This window comes from Streptomyces sp. CB02009 (assembly GCF_001905825.1).
Lineage (GTDB): Bacteria > Actinomycetota > Actinomycetes > Streptomycetales > Streptomycetaceae > Streptomyces.
On sequence record NZ_LIVV01000005.1, the window covers coordinates 117,350 to 140,363 of the forward strand.

The window sequence follows — 23,014 nt, forward strand, 5'->3', positions numbered from 1 at the left end:
CGCGCATGACATTCACAGAACGCACCACGTCCCGCCGTACCGTGCTGACCGCCCTGGCCGCCGCCGCCACGGTGGGAGGCCCGGTCCTCTCCCAGCTCGCCGCGGCGGCCCCGGCCGCCGCCGCCACGGCCGCCGACCCGGCCGAGTACCCTTCGAACACCGCCCTCTACCAGGACACGAACCTGGTCGAGGGAACCTCGTACAGCCGTCGTTACCGCCGTCATCAGCAGTTCGACCTCAAGATGAGCGAGAAGTACGACTTCCCGCGCACCGCGATCCTCGCCCTGCACGGCGGCGGCATCGAGATCGGCACGACCGAGCTCTGCCTGGGCATCGCCGGTTACAGCCCGGGCGACTCCGCGGGCGCCCCGATCCTGCCGACCGTGCACGACTACTTCATGTTCGAGGGCCTGCTCTCCGCCGGGAACAGCGCCCTGCACGTCACCTCGAAGAACTGCGACGACCACGTCGCCCTGTCGACGGCGGCGAGCCACCTCAACGTGCTGTCCCTGCACGGCTGCAAGTTCGACCAGCTGAAGCTGCCCACGTCCACCTTCCCGTCGACCGGCAGCCGCGCCGTCGCCGTCGTCGGCGGCCTGAACGCGGCCTTCCGCACGGCCCTGGTGACGGAGATCAAGGCCGCGGGCTTCCAGGCGGTCGACGCCTTCGACTCCCGTTACTCCGCCACCCTCGGTGAGTTCAACGGCAGCCACGTCGACAACCCGTGCAACCTGACGATGCTCAGGAAGGGCGCCCAGCTGGAGCTGACCACGGAGCTGCGCGAGAGTCTCTTCGGCGACTCCTCCTCCCGTGGCGCCCGCGCGGACACCTGGGACGACCAGGAAAGCCTTTTCAAGAGCTTCCGCGACGCCTGCCGCAGAGCGATCGCGACCGTCGAGGCCGGCCAGCCGATCCTCTGACCCGGACGGCGGCGGACATGCGCCGGCCCCCGGAGCCTGAGGGGGCTCCGGGGGCCGGTTGCGTCGTGGTGGGCCGTCGTGACCCCACTGGTCAGGGCGGTATCTCGGGGCAACCCACCACGAGTCTGCGGTGCGGGATCAGCCCAGGCGCTCGACGAGGGCGTGGTACTGGTCCCACAGCTCCTTCGGCGTGTGGTCGCCGAAGGTGTTGAGGTGGTCGGGGACGAGGGCGGCTTCCTCGCGCCACACGTCACGGTCGACCTTGAGGAGGAACTCCAGGTCCTCGGCCGGCAGGTCGAGGCCCTCGGTGTCGAGGGACTCCGCGGTCGGCAGGATGCCGATCGGGGTCTCGACGCCCTCGGCCTTGCCCTCCAGGCGCTCGACGATCCACTTCAGGACGCGGCTGTTCTCGCCGAAGCCGGGCCAGACGAACTTGCCCGCGTCGTTCTTGCGGAACCAGTTCACGTAGTAGATCTTCGGGAGCTTCGCGGCGTCCGCGGTGGCACCGACCTTGACCCAGTGGGCCATGTAGTCGCCCATGTTGTAGCCGCAGAACGGCAGCATGGCGAAGGGGTCGCGGCGCAGCTCGCCGACCTTGCCCTCGGCGGCGGCGGTCTTCTCGGAGGCGACGTTCGCGCCGAGGAAGACGCCGTGGTTCCAGTCGAAGGACTCGGTGACCAGCGGGACGGCGGAGGCGCGGCGGCCACCGAAGAGGATCGCCGAGATCGGGACGCCCTTGGTGTCCTCCCACTCGGGGGCGATCGTCGGGCACTGCCCGGCCGGGACGGTGAAGCGGGCGTTCGGGTGGGCGGCCGGCGTCTCGGACTCCGGCGTCCAGTCGTTGCCCTTCCAGTCGGTGAGGTGCGCGGGGGCCGTCTCGGTCATCCCCTCCCACCACACGTCGTTGTCGTCGGTGAGGGCGACGTTGGTGAAGACGGAGTTGCCCCAGAGGGTCTTCATGGCGTTGGCGTTGGTGTGCTCGCCGGTGCCGGGCGCGACGCCGAAGAAGCCGGCCTCGGGGTTGATCGCGTACAGGCGACCGTCCTCGCCGAAGCGCATCCAGGCGATGTCGTCGCCGATGGTCTCGACGGTCCAGCCGGAGATCGTGGGCTCCAGCATGGCCAGGTTGGTCTTGCCGCAGGCGGACGGGAAGGCCGCCGCGACGTACTTCGCCTCGCCCTGCGGCGGGGTGAGCTTGAGGATCAGCATGTGCTCGGCGAGCCAGCCCTCGTCACGGGCCATGACGGAGGCGATGCGGAGCGCGTAGCACTTCTTGCCGAGCAGGGCGTTGCCGCCGTAGCCGGAGCCGTACGACCAGATCTCGCGGCTCTCGGGGAAGTGCGAGATGTACTTGGTGGAGTTGCAGGGCCACGGCACGTCCTCCTGGCCCTCCTCCAGGGGGGCGCCGAGGGTGTGGACGGCCTTGACGAAGAAGCCGTCGGTGCCGAGCTCGTCGAGGACGGCCTGTCCCATGCGGGTCATGGTGCGCATGGAGACGGCGACGTACGCGGAGTCGGTGATCTCGACGCCGATGGCGGAGAGCGGGGAGCCGACCGGGCCCATGCAGAAGGGCACGACGTACATGGTGCGGCCACGCATCGAGCCGCGGAAGATGCCCTTCTCGCCCGCGAAACTGCTTCCTTCTCCGGTAAAGATGGCCTTCATCTCCGCCGGGGCCTTCCAGTGGTTGGTCGGGCCCGCGTCCTCCTCCTTCTCGGAGCAGATGAAGGTCCGGTCCTCGACGCGCGCGACGTCGGTCGGGTCGGAGGCGGCGTAGTACGAGTTCGGGCGCTTCACCGGGTCGAGCTTCGTGAAGGTCCCCTTGGCGACGAGCTCCTCGCACAGGCGCTCGTACTCGGCCTCGGAGCCGTCGCACCAGACGATGCTGTCCGGCTGGGTGATCTCGGCGATCTCGTTCACCCAGGAGACGAGCCCCTGGTGCTGGGTCGGAAGGGTCTGGGGAGCCGCGTTGTCGCGCGCCACGATTGCTCCTTGTAGAGGGGTTTTTTGGTGTGTGCCCCGTGGGGGCCGCGACCCGGACGCTTCGTAGCTGCTCATCCGGTGCCGACCGCACTCATTTGATCATCCGACGGATCCGCCCATATGTCCAGGGGCACGCACACGTGAGCATCGCCACTCACATCCAGGACCTACGGGGCCGTAGGTACGATTCCGTTCATGACTGCAGCCACGCCGGACGTGCCCCCGATCGAGCCGGATCCGATCGGGCAGACCCCGTCGCTCCCGCTGAAACCCCGGCTCCGAGGGTGGCTGCACGCGGGCATGTTCCCCGCCGTGATCGTCGCCGGCCTGGTCCTGGTCGCCCTCTCCGACTCGCCCCGCGCCCGCATCGCCTGCGGGATCTACGTCCTCACCGCCTGCCTGCTCTTCGGCATCAGCGCGCTGTACCACCGCGGCGACTGGGGCCCGCGCGGCGAGGCCGTGCTCCGGCGCCTCGACCACGCCAACATCTTCCTGATCATCGCGGGCACCTACACCCCGCTCACCCTGCTGCTGCTCCCCGACTCCACGGGCCGGCCGCTCATGTGGGCGGTCTGGGCGGCGGCCCTCGCCGGCATCGCCTTCCGGGTCTTCTGGGTCGGCGCCCCTCGCTGGCTGTACACGCCCTGCTACATCGCCATGGGCTGGGCCGCCGTGTTCTTCCTGCCCGACTTCATGCGCGCGGGCGGCATCGCCGTCCTCGTCCTCGTCATCGTCGGCGGACTGCTCTACAGCGCGGGCGGCGTCATCTACGGCATCAAGCGCCCGAACCCCTCACCGCGCTGGTTCGGCTTCCACGAGGTCTTCCACTCGCTGACGCTGGCCGCCTTCATCGTCCACTACGTCGGCATCTCCCTGGTGGCCTACCAGCACGCCTGACCGGACACCGGCAGGACACCCGCGAACGCGGGCCGGCTCCCTCAGGGACCGGCCGGCCCGCCCAGCGCGTTCCGCACCACCCGCGCCGACTCCGGGTTGCCGGCGCACCCCCACACCCCGTGCGGGCAGTAGTCGGTGACCGTCTGGTAGACCGGCCGGTGGGCCGCGAACCAGTCCAGCATCCCCCGCACGTACGCCGGGTTGTCGCCGTTCCGGAAGAGCCCCCACTCCGGGTACGAGACCGGCTTGCCGTGCGCCGCCGCGAACCGCACATGGTGGGCGAGCCCGTACTCCTCGGCCACCTGGTCCTCGAAGGAGAGCCCCGCGGGCTGGTCGTACGCGTCCATCCCGATGATGTCGACGACGTCGTCCCCCGGGTAGCAGCGCGGCCACTCCACGGCGTCCCGCCCCCGGCTCGGCGTGAAGTCGAAGCGGAACCGCTGCCCCGCCACCCCCCGCAGCACCTCGACCACCCGCCGCCAGTACGCCTTCCAGGCCTCAGGGTCCGGACCGCAGCGATGGCTGTACGTCGTGCCGTTCATCTCCCAGCCGAGCACCAGGACCGCGTCTCCGAGCCCGTGGTCCACCAGCCGCTCGCCCAGCGTCCGGAAGTGCCCGTCGAAGGCCCCGGCGGCGCCGCTCCGCAGCCCGGCCCGCACCTCGGTGTCCGGCAGCCCCGCCTCGCTGCGGTCCATCATCGGCACGTTGAGCACGAAGAGCCGCCCCGGCCGCGCCTCCTTCCAGCGCGCCCAGGGCCCGAAGAGGGCCGGGTGGCCCTCGATGTTGGACCAGCGGTCGCCCGGCAGATAGGTGTGCCCGACGGTCAGCGACTCGCCGCCGAGCCAGGCCTGCGCCTGGGCGATCCTGCGCACACCGGCCTCGTCGGAGCCGGTGAAGAACCCGGACGGCACCCCGGGCAGCGGCGCCGGGTCCGGCTCGGGCTCGGCCCTGGTGCCGGTGTGCCGGTCGCCGGGGGCGATCCGGTCGTAGGGCAGCAGGAGCACGAGAACGGCCGCGAGCAGCACGACGAGTGCGGCCCGCGGCCCGGGGAGGTGACGGCTCACGTCAGCTCGTCCAGAATTCCCACCAGCGGGTCAGGATCAGCATCCCGATGATCCCGATGTGCAGGACGGGCAGGGCGAAGGTGAACTCGCCGAGGAAGGTCCGGACACCCGCCGGGGCGGGGATCACCCCGTGCCGGACGTTGTGCGCGGTGACGTACCAGAACATGACGATGGTCGCGACCCAGGCCAGGCAGCACCACAGGCAGAGCGAGTTGATCTCGTACAGCGACTGGTACATCAGCCAGGTGCAGAAGCCGACGCCGAAGAGCATGCCGGCGTTGAGACCGAGCCAGAGCCAGCCCCGGTAGCGGGCCCCGGCGAGGAGCCCCGCGCCGAGGGCGACGACGACGGCGTACGTGACGAGGCCGAGCATCGGGTTGGGGAAGCCGAAGACCGCCGCCTGCTCGCTCTTCATGATGTTGCCGCAGGACACGACCGGGTTCAGGCTGCACCCGGGCTGGAACCCCGGGTCCTCGAGCAGCTTGAACTTGTCGATCGTGATCACCCAGCCGGCCAGCACGCCCGCCGCCCCGGTGATCATCAGCATCCAGGCGAGGGCCCGGCTCCCGCCGATCGTCCCCGCGGTCTCCCGCGCGGACTCCTCCCGCTCCTGCCGCTGCTCCGGCACCCCGCCCCGTACGTTGACCGTCGCCATGGCGCGACCCCTTCCCGCTCAGCCCTGCAGACGCCGGACGGGCATCAGGACGTGGGCGCTCTCCTTGAGCATCTCCTCGTCGGAGACGAACGCCCGCAGGCGCGCCTCGTCGACCGGCTGGCCGGGGACCGCCTCGGGCCAGGGCCGCACGGAGCAGATCAGGTAGACCTGGCCACGCTCGCGGGCCGCCTCCTGCCACTCGTCGGGAACCGGGCACTGGACCTTCAGGAACGGCAGGTTGAGGACGGCGGAGCCACCCTCGACGAGCAGCGAGGCGGTGATCCCGGCGTCCTTGTCCAGGTCGAAGAGCCGGTCGCCGACGGAGAGCCCCATGGCCTCCAGGGCGGTCCGCATGGCCTGCTGACCCGCCTCCGGCCCGTCCCGGCCGTCGCCGAGCGAATACGCCATGAGAAACGGCGTACCGGGCGCGTCGGCGGAGGGCTCGCTGGCCCACGGAATCACCGTGAGAGTTCCCAGCGGAGAGGCGCTGCGCGCCGAGGAAACGACGTTGGAAGTGGTCATGAATCGGATGCTAGTGCTCCAACCACCCTTTCCCCGCGCCGAATTCACCCGATCGGCCGACATTCACGCCGCTGGCATTTCCGGCGCAACGAACCCGGGTTTTCATCGTTGTGCCCAGAGGGCTCCCCCGACCCCGAGGAGATCACTCATGATCGTCCCGCGCCGTCTCGTCCTGCGGTCCCTCTTCGCGCTGGCCGTCACCGCTTTCACGGGGGGCGCCCTCGGGCGCGTCACGACCCGCCCGCCCTCCGGAGCGCCCGCGGAGAGGGCGCGCGACCCGCACGCCTTCGACGAGATGTACGGGGGCCGTCACCTCCTGGGCTTCTCCGGCCCCGAGGGCGGGCCGGTGGCCCTCGTCGACGGCCGGCCGCTGCATCTGATGCGCTGCGCCGACGGCGGTTTCGTCACCCCGATCGACCACTACGAGTCCTGCCCGACGCCGCTGGCGGCCGTCCGCGCGGCCGTGGACGAGCTGGGCACCGCCCGGCTCTCCCCGCTCGCCGCCGCCCATGGCGTCCACACCGACCCGACGGGAGGGAGCCCGCGTGGTGTACACGCGTAAGAACCAGCGCGACCTGACCGGCGCCGAGCGCCGGAAGTTCGTCGCCGCCGTCCTGGAGCTCAAGCGGACGGGGGCGTACGACCGCCTCGTCCGCACCCACATCGACCACTACACGGCCGACGGGGAGGGCCGGCTCCGGGTCGCCCACATGACGCCGAGCTTCCTGCCCTGGCACCGCAAGTTCCTGCTGGAGTTCGAGACGGCCCTGCGCCGGATCGACCCGACGGTCTCCGTCCCGTACTGGGACTGGACCCGCGACAACAGTCCGGCGTCCTCGCTCTGGGGCGAGGACTTCCTGGGCGGCAACGGCCGCCGGGCCGACCTCCAGGTGATGACCGGCCCCTTCGCGCACTCCGCCGGACGCTGGACGATCACCCAGTCGATGACCGACGAGCGCTTCCTGACCAGGGACTTCGGCCGCCCCCGCGACCCGATCGCGCTGCCGACGCAGGCCCAGCTCGACGAGGTGATGCGGGAGCGGGTGTACGACGTGACGCCCTGGAACTCGACGAGCGCCTCCGGCTTCCGCAACCGCCTGGAGGGCTGGGCACCGGGCCGGGGCAACGAACGGTTCCGCATCCACAACCGGGTGCACCGCTGGGTCAGCGGCCTGATGCTCGGCGGCGGCTCCGTGAACGACCCGGTGTTCTGGCTGCACCACGCGTTCGTCGACCTCGTCTGGTCGCGCTGGCAGCAGCGCAACCCGGGGGCCGCCTACCTCCCCGCGGAACCGCCGCCGCTCGGGGACGCGCAGTACCGCAAGGTCGTCGCCCGGCACGAGCCGATGGCGCCCTGGGGAGTGACACCGGCGTCGATGTTCGACCACAGCCGGATCTACCGGTACGCCTGAGGGCCCGGGAGGGGGCGGCCCCTCCGGAGGCTCCCCGCCCCGCACGCACGTGTCCCCCCGACCCGGCCGGATCGGGGGGACACGGTCGTCACGGGGGATCAGCCGCCGTAGCCGCCGTCACCGTTGTCGTGGCCGTCGGCGTTGATGCAGGTGTTGCCGAACGCCGGGTTCAGCAGGCCGATGACGTTGACGGTGTTGCCGCAGAGGTTGACCGGGACGTGGACCGGGACCTGGACGACGTTGCCGGAGGCGACACCGGGCGAGTGGGCGGCGACGGCCTCGGCGCCCGAGTCGGCGACGGCCAGGCCGGCTCCGCTGAGGGCAACGGCACCCGTGCCGGCGAGAACAGCGGCAGCCTTCGCGATGCGAGACATCAAGAACTCCTTGGACGTGGAAAGCGACCGCAGGAATCACGGCCGTCAGTCCGGTTCAACGTCGTACCACGGACCGGGTCACGGCCGTTGGGCCGAAAGGGAGGAAGGAAAACCGAAAAATGGTCCGCGGACCGAGAACCGTCCGCCGCCGGATACGGCGGGACGGCCTCGGTCCACGGACCGCGGCCATGCGACAAGCCTCTTCTTGCAACGAACGAAAGCCCTTTCGGTGGCGGGGAAGAATCGTGTCTTCACCCACGGGGACGCCGATCGCACAGAAGAACGAAAAGGGCGCGGGCGCAGGGGAACGGCCTTTCGCACACCGCACCGCGAAGGGGCTCGCCGCGCCGCCGCGTCAGCGCGCCTCGGGCGCCAGACCCAGCTGGGAGTCCAGCGTGCCGCTCACCATCGGGGGCAGCATGCCGACCCGGGGCTTCGCCAGCTCGGGAAGGCCCCCGAGACCGTCGCCGTCGGGCGCGACCACCGGGTTGCCGACGACGGCGCCCGGGGTGGCCGCCGCCATCTCCGAGTGCGGGGTGGCGAAGAGCGCGCGGCCGGGCTCGCTGTCCTTCACGACCTCGGGCAGCGGGGCGTCCACGACCGTCGCGGGGAGGGTGCCGGTGAGCGGCACGCTGGGCAGGGCGAGGTCGGGCAGCGAGCCGATGCCCTTCTGGAAGCCGGTGGGCGCGCCGGGCATCGGGACGGGTACGCCGGTGGCCACCGTGGGGGCGTCCATCGGGAGCACCGGGTCGAGCCCCTGGAGGGGCACGATCACCGGCGCCTCGACGGCCGAGGCCGGGGCGGCCAGGGCGGCGGAGGCGAACGCGGTCATGAGAAGTCCCATGCCGGCGTGAGAGCGCAGAGTCATGTTCTGACAACGAGACCTTCGGGGGAACGACTCCGGAACTCCCCCATGTGCAGCAACGGACGAGGCCCTCACCGGTGAAGGTGAGGGCCTCGGTTGACGCCGGGCCGGTGCGCGGCCTCAGTGGCGACGGGCGACCCTGCCACCGCGGAGGTACACGACGGTGCCGCCGACGATCAGTGCGGCACTGATCGCGGCCGCGCCCATGAGCGCGGTCTCGCTGCCCGTTTCGGGGAGCTCGGGCGGGCCGGTGGGGGGCTTGGTCGTCGGGTGCGTCGTGGGCTCCTCGCAGCCGGGCTCCGGCTCCTGGCCCGGCGCGGGCTCCTCGCACTCACCGGGGTGGGTCGGCGGGTGCGTCGTCGGGGGGTGGGTCGGCGGGTGCGTCGTGGGAGGCGTGGTGGGCGGGTGCGTGGGCGGCTTCGTCGGCGGCGTCGTCGGCGGCTTCGTGGGAGGCGTCGTCGGCGGCTTCGTCGGGGGCTTCGTGGGAGGCGTCGTCGGCGGATGCGTCGGAGGATGCGTGGTCGGCGGCGTCGTCGGCGGGTGCGTGGGCGGCTTCGTCGGAGGCGTCGTCGGCGGCTTCGTGGGAGGCGTCGTCGGCGGCTTCGTCGGAGGGTGGGTCGGCGGGTGGGTCGGCGGGTGCGTGGGCGGGTGCGTGGGTTCACCCGGATGAGTCGGCTCGCCGGGGTGCGTAGGTTCACCCGGCTCGTCGCCGTAGCCGTCGGGGTCCTCCGCCTGGTCGCAGAGGTCACCGACGGCCGCGGCGACGTAACCGCCGAGTTCCCTGCTCTTTCCGCAGACGTCCGCAGGCAGCGGGGCCTGGACATGACCGGCGCTGCCGGGGCCCGGACCGTCGCCCGTACCGGCGTGGGTGCTCGCGGCCAGGGCGAATCCGCCGCTCAGCGACAGGATGCCGGTCGCTGCCGCCGCGGTGAGTACTTTCCTGCTGATGATGGACCGCATACCGCTCTTCCTCTGGAGAAAGGGAGAGACCGGCGAGGATCCCCCCTCGCTCCGACCGGCCTGATCCACGCCGACGTTCGCGCGGGACTGGCCAGAGGGTATGGGTCGGCGAACCCCGTGCAACGGGGGCCACACGGCAGCTGATCAGAAAATCATTCGATCAGCCGACCGTGGGAGGAGGCGGCGTCGAGGCCGCCGCAAGTGCCCGTGGAGGCAGGCTTGCTGAGGTGGTGTCAGCCTGGCGTGGAGCCGGTGTCAGCCACCGAGCGGCAGGCCGCCGCCGACCGGGAGGCCACCCAGCAGCGAGCCGCCCTTCGTGGTCTCGTTCAGCTGGGTCGCGGTGTCCGTGACGGTCTTGACCGGGGAGCCGTCCGTGGTGCTGCTCAGGACGTCCGACTTCAGCCCATTGGCGGCGATCGCTTCGAGGCCACCGTTCAGGCTGGTGGGGGTCAGCGCCTCCGTGGCCATGGCGGGGGCGGCAGCGCCGAGGGCCATCAGCGAACCGGCGACAACCGCGGCGACCTTGGTGGGCTTCATGGGGTGAATCCTTCCTCTAAGTCTTCAAGTCACTTACCGCACAGGCCTCTTGGCCGAATCCCGTGCGCTTTGTTCTGCTTCTGTAACGAACGGCGTGCCGCACGGAAACTCAAGAAGGAAGGATTTCTCGACACTGCACCCGATCGATGCGGCGCGGTGCTATTTGCCGATCGGGCACCGCCGCGGCCGGGCCGCGCCGCCGCCGCACGCGCCTGTGCCGGCCCGGCGGGACGCCGGACCGGCACGAGGGCCTGCGGGGGGCTACCGGACCGGCAGCGCGGGCGCGGCCGGCAGCTCGGGTACGGCGGCCGGCGGGGCGGCCGGCAGCTCCGGCGGAGCGGCGGGCAGCTCGGGCGTGGTGACCGGGAGCGCGGGCAGCGCGGGCAGTCCGGCCAGGTCGGGAGCGGGCAGGCCACTGCCGAGGACCGTGGAGACGGCCAGGTTGACCAGCGAGGTCAGGGTCGCCGTGACCTGCGGGACGACTCCGCCGGCGTCGCCGGAGGTGACCGCGGCGAGCAGGGCGGCGACCGCCTTCTCGACCGTGGCGAGGGCGTCGTCGACGACGTCCGCCGGGGCGGCCGCCTTCCCGGCCCAGGCCGCGTTCGCGTCGGCCGCGACGGGCAGGGTCACGGGCGGCGTGACGGGGAGTTCGGCCGCGGGCGGCGTGACCGGGAGATCGGTCGAGGGGGGCGTGACCGGGAGATCGGTCGACGGGGGCGTGACCGGGAGGCCGGTCGACGGCGGTGTGACGGGTGCGTCCGGCAGCGGGGCCGGCGCGGTGGCCTTGGCCTCCTCGACGGCTGCCGCGATCTCGGCCTTGAGGGCCTCGGCATCGACCGCCGGGAGCTGACCGGAGTCGGCCTTGAGCGCGGCGGTGACGAGTTCGGTCACGGGAGTGGTCACCGAGCCGAGCTCTCCGAGCGCCTCGGCCTGGGCCAGCAGGGCGGCGACATCGGGGAGGGGTGCGCGGGCGGCCCGTTCGGCCGCGGTAGTCGGATGGTGTTCGCCGGCGATGGCGGGTCCCGCCGTGCCGAGGGTGATGACGGCGGATATCGCCAGGGCGGTGATGCGGCGCGTGGCCAGGGGACGCATATGTGTTCCTTTTCCTTATGCGTCGGACAACTTCCCTCTCACCGTGCCTGCGGGTATAGCGCTCCGCAACCGCAGAACTACTGAGCGCCACGCCTCCGTTCGAGTGAATCCACGCCTCGAACATGCCCCCGGAAGGGGCGTACGCCGTTGCACCGACCGGCGCACGACGGTGCCGCCGAACGAGTACCGACCCCATGACCGCAAGGAGAAAGCCGGTGCGCCCACTCCGTCGGGAGTGGGCGCACCGGCTTCGGAAGGACTGATCAGGCGTGCCGGATCAGGCGTTGACGCAGGTGTTGCCGAAGGCCGGGTTCAGCGCGCCGATGACGCTGACGGTGTTGCCGCAGAGGTTGACCGGGATGTGCACCGGGACCTGGACGACGTTGCCGGAGCCGACACCGGGGGACTTCACGGCCGCGGCCTCGGCGCCGGCGTCGGCGGTGGCGGCACCGGCGGCACCGGCGACCGCGGCGGCGGCACCCACGGTCAGGACAACGGCCTTGGCGATACGGGACATGGGGAGGTGCTCCTCGATCGAAATTCAACGTGGACTGCGCGGACTGTTCGGCCCGGCTCCCTCAACAACGCCCCTGCTTTTCATCGGTTGCTCTCCCGAACGAGTGACGTTCAACCGATCTTTGGGCCATAGGAGGGCCATTCGGGGGAGTGGGCGTGGAATGGCGCAACACGCTCAACGAGGAACCTGCCTCCTGGATACGGGAGTTAGCGTTTCCAGGCATCTAATGCGTACTATCGCCCCGCGTCGGGGTTATAACGTTCCCGAACGTTGCTTCCGGGCCCGCCGCGCGTTCACCCATTTCGTGCGGACGACACCTTCCCCTCTCCCGGCCTTCGCGGGTCTTCCCTCCCTTCTCTCATCAAAGCGGAGAACCTGTATGCGGAATTCAGCGGTTCTTGCTGTGCGTCGCAGCGTGTTGTGCGCCCTGTCGTGTGCGGCGCTGCCCGCCGCGCTGCCGGTCGCCTCCGCCTCGGCCCCCCGGCCCGGGGAGGCGACCCGCGTCCCGTTCGCCGCGCGCTACGAGGCCGTGCAGCACGGTGGGGTGGTGCGTGCGGCCAACTCGTCGGCGAAGGGCGCGAAGGGCACCGAGTCGGTCAACGACGGTGCCTCGATCGCCTACGTCGACGTGGACAGCGACCCCAACACGTACAACTCCAGCCGCGCCGAGCTCGCCGTTCCCGCCGGCGCCCGGGTCAGCTGGGCCCGTCTCTACTGGGGCGGCAACCTGCGGGTGGGCGAGCAGAAACCGCCCGAGGACAACGGCCGGGTGCTGATCGCCGAGCCCGGCGGCGCCTACAAGGCGCTGCTCGCGGACACCCTGATCGGGCACCGCACGGCCGACGGCGCCGACGCCTTCCAGGCCTCCGCCGATGTCACCGAGCTGGTCCGCTCGTCCCGTTCGGGGCAGTGGACGGTCGCGCAGGTCAACGTCGCCATGGGCCGCTCCGCGGTCGGCGGCTGGGGTGGCTGGACGCTCGTCGCCGCGTACGAGAAGGCGTCGGAACCGCTCCGCAGGATCGGGGTCTGGGACGGATTCGAAACCGTCGGGCCGCGCTCCGGCGAGCTTCGCGTACCGCTCGACTCACATCGTTACGGCAAGGCGACGAACGGCAGTCTCGGAGTGATCGCCTATGACGGCGACCGGGGTACTTCCGGTGATTACCTGGCGGTGGAAACGCGCCGGTCGAAGAGCGTCCGGCTCTCCGATTCCGCGAATTCCGCGGACGACGTGATGAACTCCAGCATCACCGAATTCGGCACCGGTCGTACGGCCCGCACACCGGACGGCGTGAACACCCTCGGGTACGACTCCGACGTGTTCGATCTGCGGGGGGCACTGCGCGACGGGGCCGACCGTGTCCACGTCCGCTCGGGGAGCCGGAAGGACACCGTCTGGCTCGGTGCGCTCTTCTTCCAGGCGGACGTCCGGGGCTGACGTGCTGTCCTCACGAGACACGGACCCCGGGTCCGTCACCGTCCTGCACGCGGTCCAGCCCGGTGACGGCGGGGTCGCCCGTGTCGTCATCGACCTCGTCCGCGCCCAACTGGCCGCCGGCCTGCGGGTCTCGGTCGCCTGCCCACCGGACACCGTCCTCGCCGCCGCCGTGCGCACCGAGGGGGCCGACACCCATGTCTGGCGGGCCGGCCGGAATCCGGGCCCCGGACTCGTCCGCGAGACCCGCGGCCTCGCCCGGGTGATCCGGGCCGTCCGCCCCGGGCTCGTCCACGCGCACAGCGCGAAGGCCGGGCTGTGCGCCCGACTCGCCCTGCGCGGAAGGATTCCGACGGTGTACCAGCCGCACGCCTGGTCCTTCGAGGCGGTCGAGGGGACGACCGCCGCGCTGGCCCGGCGCTGGGAGCGGTTCGGCGCCCGCTGGACCCACCGGATCCTCTGCGTCAGCGAGGCCGAGCGGCGCACCGGCGAGGCCGCCGGGGTCGCGGCCGACTGGTCCGTCGTCCACAACGGTGTGGACGTGGCCCGGTTCGCGGCCGAGGGCCCTCCCGGCAACCCCGCGCCCACCGTCGTCTGCGTGGGCCGGCTCTGCCGCCAGAAGGGCCAGGACGTGCTGCTCGCCGCCTGGCCCGCCGTCCTCGCGGAGGTGCCGACGGCCCGTCTCGTCCTGGTCGGCGACGGCCCCGACGGCGACCGGCTGCGCGCCGCCGCCGGTCCCTCGGTGCGCTTCACCGGAGCCGTCGGCGACACCGTCCCCTGGTACCGGGCCGCCGACGTGGTCGTCCTGCCGTCCCGCTGGGAGGGCATGGCGCTCGCGCCCCTGGAGGCCATGGCGGCCGGCCGGCCGGTCGTCGTCAGCGACGTCGACGGGGCCCGCGAGAGCCTGCCGCCCGCCCACGAACCCCTGTGCCTGGTCCCGCCCGAGGACCCGGCCGCGCTCGCCACCGCTCTGGGCCGCCTCCTCGGCCGGCCCGAGCTCCGGCACCGCCTGGGCCACGAGGCCCACGAGCACGTACTCAGCAGATTCGATGTCCGGCGCACCGGCGCGGCCGTCGCGGAGGTCTACCGCGAACTGGCCGGAGTGCGAGACACCGAGCACAGAGAGCCGATTGCGCAGTGACCACCGAAAGCACCAGCATCCCTCCCTCCCCCGGCCCCTGGCCCGCGGCAGGCCAGAGCCTCGGCCGTGCCTCCGTCGCGACGCGCCGCCGCAGGACCGACCGGCTCGCCCTCCCGTACCGCCCCGCGCGGTCCCGGTCCGGCGTGCTGCCGCTCGTCGCGGTCGACTGCCTGGCCGTCCTGTCCGCCGCCGCGCTGCTGAGCGGGGCGCACCACGACGCCCGGCTGCTGCTGCCGATCGTGGCGCTCGTCCTGGTCCTCGACGGGCGCGCGGGGCTCTACCGGCCCGGCGCGCACACCCGGGCACTGGACGAACTACCGGCGCTGGCCTCCCGCGCCGGGGTCGCCTGGTGTCTGGCGGCGGCCGGGGTCGCCGCGTTCTCCCCGGCCCTGGCGATCGGTCCGCTGCGGCTCTGCGCCGCGTACGGCTTCCATGTCGGCGCCGTGACCCTCGTCCGGGCGCTGCTGCTCGCCCGGCGCCGCCGGGTCGCGCGGGCCAATCCGCGGTCGGCGCTCGTCATCGGCGGTGCGGGGGCCGCGCGCCGGTTCGCCGCGGCGGCCGTCCAGCATCCCGAGTACGGGGTCAGGCCGGTCGGCATCGTCGGCGTCCCTGAGCAGGGCGGCGCGCCGAGGCCGGCCGGGGAGCCCGGGCTTCCGGTGCTCACCACGACCGAGGAGATCCATCGGGCCGTCATCCAGAACACCGTGCGCGACGCGGTGTTCCTCGACGACGAGCCGGGTCTGGTGACGCTCTTCCAGCACTACGGCTGCACCACGTGGCGGGTCGGCGGACGGCAGCAGGCCGGTCCGATGGGCGAGCACATGTGGGGGTACGCCTGGCACCGCCTCGTCCCGCTGGGCGAGCGGCGCGGGCTGACCGCCAAGCGCGCCCTCGACATCGCGTTCGCCGCGCCGGCGCTCGCGCTCGCGCTGCCGGTGCTGCTGCTCTGCGCGCTGGCAGTGCGGCTGTCGGACGGCCCCGGGGTGCTGTTCCGGCAGGAGCGGGTGGGCCAGCACGGGCGCCACTTCACGCTGCTGAAGTTCCGTACGCTCCGCCCCTCCGACGACACCGAGTCGGCGACCCGCTGGAACGTGGCGGGCGACCGGCGGATGAGCGCGGCGGGGAGCTTCCTGCGGAAGTCCTCGCTCGACGAGCTGCCACAGCTGTGGAACATCCTGCGCGGGGACATGAGCCTGGTCGGGCCGCGGCCCGAACGCCCCTACTTCGTGGCCCAGTTCAGCAAGATCCACACGGGGTATGCGGCCCGGCACCGGATGCCGGTGGGGCTGACCGGTCTGGCGCAGGTGAACGGACTGCGCGGCGACACCTCGATCGAGGACCGCTGCCGCTTCGACAACCACTACATCGACCACTGGTCGCTCTGGCAGGACTTCTGCATCCTGCTGCGCACGGCGGCCGGGCTCGTCCGACCCACGGGGAGCTGAGGATGGCCACGGCCGTGCCGGTGCCGGCGCTCGCCCCCGACGGCGTCCGGGAGTGGGCGCGCCGGGTCGCGGCGCTCTCCCCCGTCCTCCTCGTGATCGCCCTGCTGCTCGTCCCGGGCGGCGGCGGGGCGGAGGGCGGCACCGGCGGCACCGGAACGGTCGCCGACGCCGCCTCCGGGCTGCTCGTCCTGATCTGCCTCGTCCGGGTGCTGCGCGGCGGCGCCCGGCCGCTGACCCGGACGGCGGCCGTCGTCCTCGGTCTGCCGGTCCTCGGGATCTGCCTGGCCGCGATCACCTCGAACGACCCGGCGGCGAGCCTGCCGGGCGTCGCCCGCTACGTACAGATCTTCGTGCTCGTCCCGGCGGCCGTGCTCCTGACGGTCCGCGACCGGCGGGACTTCGCGGTGGTCGCCTGGGGTCTGGTCGGGCTCGCGCTGGTCCAGGGCGCGGTCGGCGTCGCCCAGTACCTGACCGGCACCGGCGCCTCGTACATGGGTGAGGACATCCGCGCCGTCGGCACCTTCGGACCGACCGACGTGATGGGCATGGCGACCGTCGTGTCGTACGGGCTGGTCGTCGTCACGGGGATCGCGCTCGGCAGCGGTCCGGGCCGGACGCGGACGGCGGCGATGGTCTGCGCCGGGCTGCTGTTCGTGCCGCTCGTGCTGTCGTTCAGCCGGGGCGCCTGGATCGCGACCGTGCTGGCCTGCGGTGCCCAGCTGCTCCTCTCGGGGCCGCGCCGTGCGGCCCTGGTCGCGCTCGCGGCGGGCGCGCTCGGCGTGGTCCTGGTCGGCGGCCTCGGCATCGGCTCGGAGATGGTGAAGGAGCGGGCCGCCAGCATCACGCAGGTGACGGCCGCGCCGGACCAGTCGGTGACGGACCGGTACACGATGTGGGCCGCCGCGGGGCGGATGTGGGCCTCGGAGCCGGTCACCGGCGTCGGCCTCAAGGGCTTCCCGCAGTACCGCGACTCGAACGCCTCCCTCGCCCTGTCCTCCGGCAGCGACACGGCCGGCGCGGGCGCCGCCTTCGCACGCCAGCCGCTGCTGTCCCCGCACAACATGTACCTCCTGGTCCTCAGCGAGCAGGGCCTGCTCGGGCTGCTCGCCCTCGTGGGCAGCTGGCTGGCGCTGCTCGTCGGCGCGCTGCGGCGGCACCGCCTCGGCGCGGACTGCGCGCTCGTCGCGACGGGCCTGCTCGGCTGGCAGCTCATCGACTTCTTCTACGCGGACATCGGCGGCCCCTCGACGGTCCTGATGTCGGTCGTGCTCGGCCTCGCGGCCTGGTGGGCCCTCGGGGAGGTACGGCGTGCGTGACCCGTGGGCCGGGGAACCGGAGCCCACGGACACCCCGCGGGCCGGTGAACCACGTCCCGCGGGCGGACCGCCCTGCGGCGCCCCGCCGACCGACCCCTGGCCGACCGCGCCTCCGGGCCCCACGGACTCCCCGTGGCCCCCGGAGGCCGTCGTACTGCCGGGGCCCACGCCCCCGCCGCCCCGCACCGCCCCCTCCCCCAGGCCCACCGGCCGCCGCGCCCACGCGCGGGGCCGGGCGGCCAGGACCGGCGCGCCCGAGGGCGGGGGGTTCCTCGCGAAGGCCGCCGCGGTGACCGCCGGGCTCACCGCGCTCGGGGCGCTGCTCGGGCTCGTACGGGACCAGATCCTGGCCGGATACTTCGGGGCCGGCGCCGAGACGGACGCGTTCCTGGTGGCGTGGACCGTGCCGGAGTTCGCCTCGACGCTGCTCATCGAGGACGCGCTGGCGCTGATCCTGGTGCCCGCGTTCTCCCGTGCCCTGGCCCGCCGTTCGGGCGGCCTGCCCGGCGACCCGGTGCGCGCCCTCGTGCGCGGCACCCTCCCCCGTCTCACCCTCACCGTCGGTGTCGTGGCCGCCGTCCTGATCGCCGCCGCCCCGCTGATCGTGGCGGCGCTCGCGCCCGGACTGCCCGATCCCGGGCTCGCCATCGACTGCACGCGGCTGACCGGGACGTGCGTCCTGACCTTCGCCCTGGTCGGCTACTGCTCGGCGGCGCTCCGCGCGCACGGCTCGTTCCTGCCGCCGGCCACCATCTACGTGGCGTACAACGCCGGCATCATCGGCACCATCCTGCTGCTCCGCGAGCCGTGGGGCGTGCGCTCGGCCGCCGCCGGGGTCGCCGTCGGCGGGATCCTGATGGTCCTCGTCCAGGCCCCCTCGCTCGTCCGGGAGCTGCGCGCCCGCCCGGCGGCCGTACGGGAGCCCGAGGCGCCGACGCCTCCCTCCACCGGTGAGGGCCGCATCCTGGTCCTCGGTCTGATCGCGCCCGTCGTCGCGTTCTCGCTGTCCCGCCAGTCCCAGACGCTGATCGAACGCTTCCTCGCCTCACCGCTGCCGGCCGGCGCCATCTCGCATCTGAACTACGCGCAGAAGGTCGCGCAGATGCCGATGATGCTCTCCCTGATGCTGTGCACGGTCAGCTTCCCGGTCGTCGCCCGCGCGCTCGCGGCGGGTGAGACGGAGGCGGCCCGCCGCCGCGTCGAGCGGGACCTGCTGCTCGCCGCCGTCGTCGTCCTGGTCGGCGCCTCGACGGTGATCGCGGCGGCGCCCCGGATCGTCGAGCTCCTCTTCGAGCGGGGCGAGTTCACCCGTGCCGACACCGTCGCCACCGCCGCCGTCATGCGGGTGTACGCCCTCGGGCTGCTCGGCCAGACGATGGTGGGCGCCCTGGTCCGCTGCTACTTCTCCGCCGCGCGGCCGCTCTGGTACCCGGCCGCCGCGATGGCCGCGGGGCTCGTCACCACGGCCGCCGCCGGAGTCCCCGGCGCCCACTACTGGGGCGCCGTCGGCATCGCCGGCGCCAACGCCCTCGGCATCACCCTGACCGCGGTCCTGCTGCTGCGCGGCGCGCACCGGCAGGCCGTACCCGTCCAGGTCGACCGGCTTGGCGAGGGGCTGCTCCGGCTCGCGACCGCGGGCGCCTGGGCCACCGGCGCCGGCTGGCTGTGCTCGCTCGCGATCGGCCCCGCCGCCCTCGCCGTCGCGGTGGCGGGCCTGGTCGTCATCGGCATCTTCCTGATCTTCATCGCCTGCGCCGCCAAGGCGCCGGAGATTCCGCCCCTGCCCCGCTCCGCCTCCCGGAGGACCCCCCATGCCCGCCGCCACCGCGCTGAGCCGTCTGCTGCCGAAGCCGCCCCTGTGGATGAAGCCGCCCCCGTGGGTGGCGATGTACCACTCGATCACGGACACCGCTGACGATCCGTACCGGGTGACCGTCTCCCCCGTGCGCTTCGCCCGGCAGCTGCACTGGCTGAGCGACCGGGGACTGCGCGGGGTGTCGGTCCGGGAACTGCTCGCCGCCACCGAGGCGGGGCGCGCCGACGGGCTGGTGGGCCTGACCTTCGACGACGGGTACGCGGACTTCCTCGACTCGGCGCTGCCGCTGCTCCGCCGGCACGGGTTCACGGCGACGGTGTACGTCCTGCCGGGACGCCTCGGCGGCGAGAACAGCTGGGACACGGAGGGTCCGCGCAAGCCGCTGCTCACCGAGGACGGCATCCGGCGGATCACCGAGGCCGGCATGGAGATCGGCTCGCACGGGCTGACGCACGTGGCCCTCACCCAGGCCGACGACGCGGAGCTCGCCGCCCAGACCCGGCAGAGCCGCGCGCTCCTCGAGGAGATGACCGGCACCACCGTCGACGGCTTCTGCTACCCGTACGGGAAGGTCGACCCGCGGGTGATCCACGCCGTGCGCAGAGCCGGCTACCGCTACGGCTGCGCGATCGACCCGGGCCCGCACACCGGCACGTACGCCCTGCCCCGGGTCCACATCGGCGAACGCGACACCTCGTGGCGGCTCACCGCCAAGCGCGTCCTGCACCCGCTGCGCCGCCGCCACCCGGCCGACCTGGTCCCCGCCCGGTACGGCCCCGCCGTGGTCGGTGCCTCATGAAGGTCCTGCACGTCATCACCGGGCTCGGCATCGGCGGCGCCGAGCAGCAGCTGCGGCTCCTGCTCCGCCATCTGCCGGTGCGGAGCGGTGTCGTCACGCTCACCAACCCCGGTGCCGTCGCCGCCGGCATCGCGTCCGACGGCACCCCCGTCACCCATCTGGGCATGGCGGGCAACCGCGACATCGGCGCGCTCCCCCGCCTCGCCCGGATCGTCCGGCAGGGCCGCTACGACCTGGTCCACACCCACCTGTACCGGGCCTGCGTGTACGGCAGGACGGCGGCCCGGCTCGCCGGCGTGCGCCATGTCATCGCCACCGAGCACTCCCTCGGCGAGTCCCAGATCGAGGGCAGGCCGCTCTCGGCGGGCACCCGGGCGCTCTACCTCGCGTCCGAGCGGCTCGGCACCTCCACGGTCGCCGTCTCCCCCAGCGTCGCCCGCCGGCTCGCCGACTGGGGGGTGCCGCCGGAGCGCATCCGGATCGTCCCCAACGGCATCGAGACCGGGCGCTTCGCCTTCGACGCCCGCGCCCGCCGCCTCACCCGGGACGCCCTCGGGCTTCCCGAGGACGCCTATGTCGTCGGCGGGGTGGGGCGGCTCACGCCCGGGAAGCGGTTCGAGCGGCTCGTCCGGGCCGTGGCCGCGCTCCCGGACGTCCGGCTGCTCCTCGTCGGCGAGGGCGACCAGCGCGCGGAACTCCTGCGGGTGGCCCGCGCGTGCGGCGCCGCCGACCGGGTCCTGCTCCCCGGGGCCTGCGAGGACCCGCCGAGCGCCGACCGTCCAGGCCCCTCCCTGCCCGAACTGCTCGCCGCCATGGACGTCTTCGTGTCCACCTCTCCCGACGAGACCTTCGGGCTCGCCGTCGTCGAGGCCCTCGCCGCCGGACTGCCCGTCCTGTACGTGGCCTGCCCGGCCGTCGACGACCTGGCACCCGCGGCGGCACCGGGCGCCCGCCGGATCGGCGAGTCCGTGTCCGAGCTGATCTCCGCACTGCGCGGCATCCACGACGCCCGGCTGGCCAGGTTCCCGCTGCCGGCCGCCGCCCGCCGCTACGACATCGCGCACAGCGCACAGCAGTTGATGTCCCTCTACGACCAGGCCGTCCACGGCACCCCCTCCTCCGCGAAGTGAGAGAACCCGTCCCATGAACACCACACCACGCCGCCCCCTCCTCCCCGCCGGCCTGCGCACACCGGGCCGCTGGGCGGTGCTGCCCGCAGCCGTCCTCGCCGGAGCCGCCCTCGGCGGCGGCTACGGGGCGCTGAAGGCCCCGCAGTACGCGGCGACCAGCTACGTCATCGTCGTACCTGCCGAGAAGTCCGACCCGGCCGCCGCGCTCGGCTTCGCCCAGGCCTACGGGCGGGTCGCCACCGACATCGCGGTGACCGGCGACGCCCAGGTGTGGGCGGGGGTCACCGCCGACACCCTGCGCAGGAACGTACAGGCCGCGACCTCCCCGGACGCGCCGATGATCTCCATCACCGCCAAGGCGGAGAAGCCCGCGAAGGCCGTGTCCATGGCCGACGGGGTGGCCCGCGCGCTCATCCTCGACAGCACCCACGTCGCGAGCAGCACCGGCGTGAAGGTCGTGCAGTTCTCCCGCGCGACGAAGCCGGTCGCGCCCGTCTCGCCCTCCGCGCCGCTCTCCGCGCTCGTCGGCGGCTGCGCGGGCGGGCTCCTCGGCGGCCTCGCCCTCCTGGTCCGGCCGAAGCGCGCGGCCGCGCGCGGCGAGGCCCGGCACTCCCGCCAGGCGGCCGCTTCCGGCACCGCGCCCACCGCCGCCGTGCCCGCCCCGGCCGCCGCCGCGCACCAGCCGGAGGCGGTGTGAGTCCGAGAGCGACGGGCACCGGACCGGCCCTGCGGACGGAGATCTGCCGTGACGAGGAGAGCTTCGGGCGGCTGGCGGCCGAGTGGACGGCGCTGTACGGGCGCTGCTCCACCGCCACCCCCTTCCAGTCCCACGCCTGGCTGCACTCCTGGTGGCTCTCGTACGGCAGGCCAGGGGCGCTGCGGCTGGTGCTCGTACGACGGGAGGACGGAGAACTCGTCGCCGCCGCCGCCCTGATGCGCGCCCGGGGTCCGCTGCCCGTCCTCACCCAGCTCGGCGGTTCGATCACCGACTTCACGGACGTGCTCCTCGACGACGGCTGTCCCGAGGCGGCGCCCGCGCTGGCCCGGGTGCTCGCCCGGGCCGCCCGGGGCGCGGTGGTCGACCTGCGAGAGGTGCGGCCGGGGGCGGCCAGCGAACGGGTCCTCGTCCACTGGCGGGGTCCCCGCCGCCGGATGCCCGACTCGCTCTGCCTCGAACTGCCCGCCGTCCCCATGGAGGGCCTCCTCGCCCGCATCCCGTCCGGGAAGGCCCAGCGGGTCCGTGCCAAGCTGCGCAAGCTCGACGCCCTCGGCATCGACACGCACGTGGTCACCGGGACGGAGGTCCCCGCCGCCCTCGACCGGCTCCTGAGGCTCCACCAGCTCCAGTGGCAGGGGCGGGGCGTCACCGCCGAGCACACCAGCGAGCGGTTCGCCCAGCACCTCGCCCGGGCCGTGCGCCCGATGGTGGAGCGCGGGGACGCGATGGTGACCGAGTTCCGGCTGGCCGGGGACGTGGTGGCCGCCGACCTGACCCTGATGTCGCCGCGACTCGCCGGCGGCTACCTGTACGGCGCCGACCCGGCCCTGCGGGCCCGCAAGGTCGACGTGGCGACGATGCTGCTCCGGCACGGCGCCGGGGAGACGAGCACGGGCGGCCGGGCCACGCTGAGCATGCTGCGGGGCACCGAGGCGTACAAGCACCACTGGCGGCCCGAGACCGTCGGCAACCAGCGGCTCATGCTCACCGGCCGGGGTACGGCCCCGCTGCTCTGGCTCCGCGCGGGCGCCGCGGGCGCGCGCCGCTGGGCGGTCCGGCAGGCTCGGGAACGCGCCTGGGTGGGCCGCGCCCTCGGCCGGCTGACCGGGCGCGCGCCGAGCGGCGGCGGATGATCTCCGCCGCCGCCACGGTGGGTCAGAAGGGCCAGACGCCCTCCAGCGCGTCCTTCCAGTCGAGGTCGACCTCGTCCTTCCAGGAGTCCTTCGGGACGCAGACAGGTCCGCCGATCCAACTCTCGACCCACGAACCGAGGTTCACGGTCCAGCAGCTGGGCGCGGGCTCGGGCAGAGGCTCCGGCTTGGGCTCGGGCTTCGGCTCGGGCTTCGGTTCCGGCTTCGGCTCGGGCTTCGGCTCGGGCTTGGGTTCCGGCTTCGGCTCGGGCTTCGGCTCAGGCTT

23 protein-coding genes and 1 pseudogene are annotated in these 23,014 nt (G+C 73.2%); 13 read left to right on the forward strand and 11 right to left on the reverse strand.

The features are described from left to right. Positions 1 to 5 precede the first annotated feature (5 nt). Positions 6 to 920, forward strand: coding sequence for a poly-gamma-glutamate hydrolase family protein (locus AMK27_RS19975; RefSeq protein WP_241847559.1), 915 nt, complete (start codon positions 6 to 8; stop codon positions 918 to 920). 138 nt (positions 921 to 1,058) lie between these two features. Here AMK27_RS19975 and AMK27_RS19980 read toward each other — a convergent pair whose 3' ends face one another. Further along, positions 1,059 to 2,903, reverse strand: a complete 1,845-nt coding sequence (locus AMK27_RS19980) for a phosphoenolpyruvate carboxykinase (GTP) (RefSeq protein ID WP_073909918.1) — start codon at positions 2,901 to 2,903, stop codon at positions 1,059 to 1,061. 195 nt (positions 2,904 to 3,098) lie between these two features. On the opposite strand from AMK27_RS19980, the gene trhA reads away from it, so the two are divergent. Further along, positions 3,099 to 3,800: a PAQR family membrane homeostasis protein TrhA gene (gene trhA, locus AMK27_RS19985; protein WP_073909921.1), complete on the forward strand. Its 702-nt coding sequence runs from the start codon at positions 3,099 to 3,101 to the stop codon at positions 3,798 to 3,800. Positions 3,801 to 3,841: 41 nt separating this feature from the next. Here trhA and AMK27_RS19990 read toward each other — a convergent pair whose 3' ends face one another. The 3 genes from AMK27_RS19990 to AMK27_RS20000 are packed head-to-tail and all read right to left on the reverse strand — an operon-like array spanning position 3,842 to position 6,041. Next, complete coding sequence (locus AMK27_RS19990; RefSeq protein WP_073909925.1) at positions 3,842 to 4,864, reverse strand: glycoside hydrolase family 26 protein; 1,023 nt, start codon at positions 4,862 to 4,864, stop codon at positions 3,842 to 3,844. A gap of 1 nt (position 4,865) precedes the next feature. Further along, positions 4,866 to 5,519 carry a vitamin K epoxide reductase family protein gene (locus AMK27_RS19995; protein ID WP_073909929.1) on the reverse strand — a complete coding sequence of 218 codons (654 nt, stop codon included), beginning with the start codon at positions 5,517 to 5,519 and terminating at the stop codon, positions 4,866 to 4,868. An 18-nt stretch (positions 5,520 to 5,537) separates the two neighbouring features. After that, a complete protein-coding gene (locus AMK27_RS20000) occupies positions 5,538 to 6,041 on the reverse strand; it encodes a DUF5949 family protein (protein WP_231072103.1) in 504 nt (167 codons plus the stop codon). 148 nt (positions 6,042 to 6,189) lie between these two features. Between AMK27_RS20000 and AMK27_RS20005 the strand changes: the two genes are divergently transcribed. Together AMK27_RS20005 and AMK27_RS20010 are read left to right on the forward strand one after the other, a co-directional pair. After that, on the forward strand, positions 6,190 to 6,603 hold the full coding sequence (locus AMK27_RS20005) for a tyrosinase family oxidase copper chaperone (protein ID WP_073909935.1): 414 nt from the start codon (positions 6,190 to 6,192) through the stop codon (positions 6,601 to 6,603). Next, on the forward strand, positions 6,587 to 7,453 hold the full coding sequence (locus tag AMK27_RS20010) for a tyrosinase family protein (RefSeq protein WP_073909939.1): 867 nt from the start codon (positions 6,587 to 6,589) through the stop codon (positions 7,451 to 7,453). The genes AMK27_RS20005 and AMK27_RS20010 overlap by 17 nt, the downstream gene beginning before the upstream one ends. Before the next feature lie 98 nt (positions 7,454 to 7,551). On the opposite strand, the gene AMK27_RS20015 is transcribed toward AMK27_RS20010, so the two are convergent. The 6 genes from AMK27_RS20015 to AMK27_RS20040 all read right to left on the reverse strand — a co-directional run bounded on the left by AMK27_RS20015 (position 7,552) and on the right by AMK27_RS20040 (position 11,798). Then, complete coding sequence (locus AMK27_RS20015) at positions 7,552 to 7,827, reverse strand: chaplin (RefSeq protein ID WP_030324043.1); 276 nt, start codon at positions 7,825 to 7,827, stop codon at positions 7,552 to 7,554. 355 nt (positions 7,828 to 8,182) lie between these two features. Next, positions 8,183 to 8,695 carry a hypothetical protein gene (locus AMK27_RS20020; protein WP_073909942.1) on the reverse strand — a complete coding sequence of 171 codons (513 nt, stop codon included), beginning with the start codon at positions 8,693 to 8,695 and terminating at the stop codon, positions 8,183 to 8,185. A gap of 117 nt (positions 8,696 to 8,812) precedes the next feature. Beyond that, a complete protein-coding gene (locus tag AMK27_RS42370) occupies positions 8,813 to 9,652 on the reverse strand; it encodes a hypothetical protein (RefSeq protein ID WP_143204870.1) in 840 nt (279 codons plus the stop codon). 255 nt (positions 9,653 to 9,907) lie between these two features. Next, positions 9,908 to 10,189, reverse strand: coding sequence for a hypothetical protein (locus AMK27_RS20030; RefSeq protein ID WP_073909948.1), 282 nt, complete (start codon positions 10,187 to 10,189; stop codon positions 9,908 to 9,910). 261 nt (positions 10,190 to 10,450) lie between these two features. Continuing rightward, on the reverse strand, positions 10,451 to 11,281 hold the full coding sequence (locus AMK27_RS42375) for a hypothetical protein (protein ID WP_073909951.1): 831 nt from the start codon (positions 11,279 to 11,281) through the stop codon (positions 10,451 to 10,453). 277 nt (positions 11,282 to 11,558) lie between these two features. Beyond that, positions 11,559 to 11,798: a chaplin gene (locus AMK27_RS20040; RefSeq protein WP_073909954.1), complete on the reverse strand. Its 240-nt coding sequence runs from the start codon at positions 11,796 to 11,798 to the stop codon at positions 11,559 to 11,561. Between the two features lie 403 nt (positions 11,799 to 12,201). Here AMK27_RS20040 and AMK27_RS20045 point away from each other — a divergent pair, with 403 nt between their 5' ends. From AMK27_RS20045 to AMK27_RS20085, 9 genes are read left to right on the forward strand one after another with little or no spacing between them, the layout of a single operon-like run. After that, positions 12,202 to 13,236 (forward strand): DUF3344 domain-containing protein, encoded by a 1,035-nt coding sequence (locus AMK27_RS20045; RefSeq protein ID WP_445194861.1) that lies wholly within the window; start codon positions 12,202 to 12,204, stop codon positions 13,234 to 13,236. A 4-nt stretch (positions 13,237 to 13,240) separates the two neighbouring features. Beyond that, positions 13,241 to 14,374 carry a glycosyltransferase gene (locus AMK27_RS20050; protein WP_073911811.1) on the forward strand — a complete coding sequence of 378 codons (1,134 nt, stop codon included), beginning with the start codon at positions 13,241 to 13,243 and terminating at the stop codon, positions 14,372 to 14,374. Then, a complete protein-coding gene (locus AMK27_RS20055) occupies positions 14,371 to 15,819 on the forward strand; it encodes an exopolysaccharide biosynthesis polyprenyl glycosylphosphotransferase (RefSeq protein ID WP_073909961.1) in 1,449 nt (482 codons plus the stop codon). The genes AMK27_RS20050 and AMK27_RS20055 overlap by 4 nt, the downstream gene beginning before the upstream one ends. Before the next feature lie 2 nt (positions 15,820 to 15,821). Next, positions 15,822 to 17,135: an O-antigen ligase family protein gene (locus AMK27_RS20060; RefSeq protein ID WP_073909964.1), complete on the forward strand. Its 1,314-nt coding sequence runs from the start codon at positions 15,822 to 15,824 to the stop codon at positions 17,133 to 17,135. Then, positions 17,128 to 19,050, forward strand: a complete 1,923-nt coding sequence (locus AMK27_RS20065; protein WP_241847560.1) for a lipid II flippase MurJ — start codon at positions 17,128 to 17,130, stop codon at positions 19,048 to 19,050. The genes AMK27_RS20060 and AMK27_RS20065 overlap by 8 nt, the downstream gene beginning before the upstream one ends. Continuing rightward, positions 18,947 to 19,750: a polysaccharide deacetylase family protein gene (locus AMK27_RS20070; protein WP_073911813.1), complete on the forward strand. Its 804-nt coding sequence runs from the start codon at positions 18,947 to 18,949 to the stop codon at positions 19,748 to 19,750. Before AMK27_RS20065 ends, AMK27_RS20070 begins: the two co-directional genes overlap by 104 nt. Next, complete coding sequence (locus tag AMK27_RS20075; RefSeq protein WP_073909967.1) at positions 19,747 to 20,880, forward strand: glycosyltransferase; 1,134 nt, start codon at positions 19,747 to 19,749, stop codon at positions 20,878 to 20,880. The genes AMK27_RS20070 and AMK27_RS20075 overlap by 4 nt, the downstream gene beginning before the upstream one ends. Before the next feature lie 13 nt (positions 20,881 to 20,893). Beyond that, positions 20,894 to 21,577: a lipopolysaccharide biosynthesis protein gene (locus AMK27_RS20080; RefSeq protein ID WP_073909970.1), complete on the forward strand. Its 684-nt coding sequence runs from the start codon at positions 20,894 to 20,896 to the stop codon at positions 21,575 to 21,577. Beyond that, the gene (locus tag AMK27_RS20085; protein WP_073909974.1) at positions 21,574 to 22,731 is read left to right on the forward strand and encodes a GNAT family N-acetyltransferase; all 1,158 of its coding nucleotides are present in this window, start codon (positions 21,574 to 21,576) and stop codon (positions 22,729 to 22,731) included. The genes AMK27_RS20080 and AMK27_RS20085 overlap by 4 nt, the downstream gene beginning before the upstream one ends. Before the next feature lie 22 nt (positions 22,732 to 22,753). Here AMK27_RS20085 and AMK27_RS20090 read toward each other — a convergent pair. Then, positions 22,754 to 23,014 (reverse strand): annotated as a pseudogene (locus AMK27_RS20090) (glycoside hydrolase family 26 protein); the annotation flags it as partial.

Excerpts from the sequence above, each read along its gene's own strand:
- AMK27_RS20005 (WP_073909935.1), top strand. The coding sequence starts at position 6,190 with ATGATCGTCCCGCGCCGTCTCGTCCTGCGGTCCCTCTTCGCGCTGGCC.
- AMK27_RS20000 (WP_231072103.1), bottom strand. The coding sequence starts at position 6,041 with ATGACCACTTCCAACGTCGTTTCCTCGGCGCGCAGCGCCTCTCCGCTG.
- AMK27_RS42370 (WP_143204870.1), bottom strand. The coding sequence starts at position 9,652 with ATGCGGTCCATCATCAGCAGGAAAGTACTCACCGCGGCGGCAGCGACC.
- AMK27_RS19975 (WP_241847559.1), top strand. The coding sequence starts at position 6 with ATGACATTCACAGAACGCACCACGTCCCGCCGTACCGTGCTGACCGCC.
- AMK27_RS20070 (WP_073911813.1), top strand. The coding sequence starts at position 18,947 with ATGCCCGCCGCCACCGCGCTGAGCCGTCTGCTGCCGAAGCCGCCCCTG.
- AMK27_RS19995 (WP_073909929.1), bottom strand. The coding sequence starts at position 5,519 with ATGGCGACGGTCAACGTACGGGGCGGGGTGCCGGAGCAGCGGCAGGAG.
- AMK27_RS20060 (WP_073909964.1), top strand. The coding sequence starts at position 15,822 with ATGGCCACGGCCGTGCCGGTGCCGGCGCTCGCCCCCGACGGCGTCCGG.
- trhA (WP_073909921.1), top strand. The coding sequence starts at position 3,099 with ATGACTGCAGCCACGCCGGACGTGCCCCCGATCGAGCCGGATCCGATC.
- AMK27_RS20015 (WP_030324043.1), bottom strand. The coding sequence starts at position 7,827 with ATGTCTCGCATCGCGAAGGCTGCCGCTGTTCTCGCCGGCACGGGTGCC.
- AMK27_RS42375 (WP_073909951.1), bottom strand. The coding sequence starts at position 11,281 with ATGCGTCCCCTGGCCACGCGCCGCATCACCGCCCTGGCGATATCCGCC.
- AMK27_RS20020 (WP_073909942.1), bottom strand. The coding sequence starts at position 8,695 with ATGACTCTGCGCTCTCACGCCGGCATGGGACTTCTCATGACCGCGTTC.
- AMK27_RS20030 (WP_073909948.1), bottom strand. The coding sequence starts at position 10,189 with ATGAAGCCCACCAAGGTCGCCGCGGTTGTCGCCGGTTCGCTGATGGCC.
- AMK27_RS20040 (WP_073909954.1), bottom strand. The coding sequence starts at position 11,798 with ATGTCCCGTATCGCCAAGGCCGTTGTCCTGACCGTGGGTGCCGCCGCC.
- AMK27_RS20075 (WP_073909967.1), top strand. The coding sequence starts at position 19,747 with ATGAAGGTCCTGCACGTCATCACCGGGCTCGGCATCGGCGGCGCCGAG.
- AMK27_RS20080 (WP_073909970.1), top strand. The coding sequence starts at position 20,894 with ATGAACACCACACCACGCCGCCCCCTCCTCCCCGCCGGCCTGCGCACA.